This window comes from Teredinibacter waterburyi (assembly GCF_001922985.1).
GTDB lineage: Bacteria > Pseudomonadota > Gammaproteobacteria > Pseudomonadales > Cellvibrionaceae > Teredinibacter > Teredinibacter waterburyi.
Map to the genome: position 1 here is coordinate 1 of NZ_MRUH01000109.1, position 1,735 is coordinate 1,735.

Below are 1,735 nucleotides of genomic sequence, written 5' to 3' on the forward strand. Positions count from 1 at the left end.
TCTTAACGCTACGCTAACACAAATCGCTCCACTCCAAATTTGCCGCAAATGGCGGCGTTATGTGTGATCATGAGAGAACCCGATAGTTTAGAGAAAAGAGTTAGATTCGTCTTCGGTCTAATAGTAATGTTTGCTGTGAGCTCGGTTATTACATTTTTTGTATTTTTAGAGTATGGGCTTGTACATTTTTCTATTTGTTTAGTCGTCAGTGTCCTGTTCGCTTTCTTTGCGGTTTGTAAAGGTGATGAGGCCTACGATAGATTACGGTATTGGTTAGGTTGGTGGTAGCTAATGTTAACTTGGATAATTTTGCTTGTTTTTGCTGTCCCGTTATACATATTCATCAGGCAAATGATGAGGTCAAATAAAACCCATAGTAATCGGTTGGCGGAAATCCAAAGAACTCTTCGTGAAAAAAGAGAAAGGGAAGTGCAAGAGAAGTGGGATCGTGTTAAAAACAAACATAAGTGATATTGGTTTTTGTATCAAAGTCGTACAAACACATAACAAGTGTAGCCACCTGACAAAAATTGCTACGCGCCTTTTTGTGTTTTCGCTACGCTCAATTTTACACAAAAAGGCACTCCGCAATTTATGCAGGTGCTACAGGCGTTAGGGTAATTAGTAATTTGGGGGATCTATGAAGTATATTTTAGTAGTATTAATACTGTTTTCAACGCTAGCCTTTGGGGGCGCCGTGAGCCTAGAATTTGAAGAGTTGTCAAGCGAGGATCTTGGCGATCTGCACCGTTATGCTGAACAAACTGTTTCTATGATGAGAAAAAATATTGGGGATGATTTTGGGTACAACGAAGATTCAATCAAAAAGTTGAGCGACGTGATCGACCGCGAAGGCCCTACTTATTCTGATCAAGCAAAAAATGTGCTTCCGACCGTTTGGGGTGCCTTTTTAGGGGAGGCTATCATAAGAAAATATGGTGGCAAATGGGTAAAATATGAAAATTCATACGGAGTTCTAATTGAGGAGAGAAGTCTATGGTTTCCGTTAGAAAAAGTGATGAAACATATTGAGAATGGAAAAGAGGATTCAATTTATGCTCTATATCTTGTCGCTGGAAACGACATTCGGCCTGATGCAGCTAAGCAAAAACCCTAACAAATTGCTCAACCTGAAGCCATACCTCCGCTTCGTTCCGCCCATGCACTGCGTGCATTTTATGGGCTACACTACGCTCACGGTATGGCTCAGGTTAGCAAGGCGTTATGCATCATCAGTATGAAAGTAATATTTAAGAAAAAGTTAAAAGATCAAGCTCCTAATATGAGTGTTGGGAGTGAATATGAAGTCATAGGTATCGAGGGGGATTCGTATCGTATTGTCTGCGATGAAGGTGAGCCTTATCTTTATGAGCCCGAGCAGTTTGAAGTAACCGATTCAACTCAGCCAGAGTTCTGGATTAAAGAGTATGGAGAAGATGGGGAGCTATATGCTTATCCGGTGGCATGGTTTCATAATTACTTTTTCGAGCGGTATTTTGATAATGAGTCTGGCGTAGTAAACTCATTTTGGAAAGAGTATGAACGGCTATACAAAATTGCAAAAAATGCATAACAAGGTTATAAACCTGACATTTTGGGCTACGCTTCGTTCTGTGCATTCGCTTCGCTCATTATTGCACAGTACTACGCTCCACCCAAAATGCAGGTTATAACGGCGTTAGAGGCCAGAAGGAAATGAGAACATACTATTTATTGTTAATTGTCTTATTCAGTT

General features: G+C 40.3%; 2 protein-coding genes. Both read left to right on the forward strand.

The window, feature by feature from the left end; all coding sequences use genetic code 11:
• Positions 1-640: 640 nt before the first annotated feature.
• Positions 641-1,117, forward strand: coding sequence for a hypothetical protein (locus IDZ20_RS07875; RefSeq protein ID WP_188150886.1), 477 nt, complete (start codon positions 641-643; stop codon positions 1,115-1,117).
• A gap of 84 nt (positions 1,118-1,201) precedes the next feature.
• The gene (locus tag IDZ20_RS07880) at positions 1,202-1,573 is read left to right on the forward strand and encodes a hypothetical protein (protein WP_188150887.1); all 372 of its coding nucleotides are present in this window, start codon (positions 1,202-1,204) and stop codon (positions 1,571-1,573) included.
• Positions 1,574-1,735: the final 162 nt, after the last annotated feature.

Coding starts and splice junctions, on each gene's coding strand:
- IDZ20_RS07875 (WP_188150886.1), top strand. CDS start 641: ATGAAGTATATTTTAGTAGTATTAATACTGTTTTCAACGCTAGCCTTT.
- IDZ20_RS07880 (WP_188150887.1), top strand. CDS start 1,202: ATGGCTCAGGTTAGCAAGGCGTTATGCATCATCAGTATGAAAGTAATA.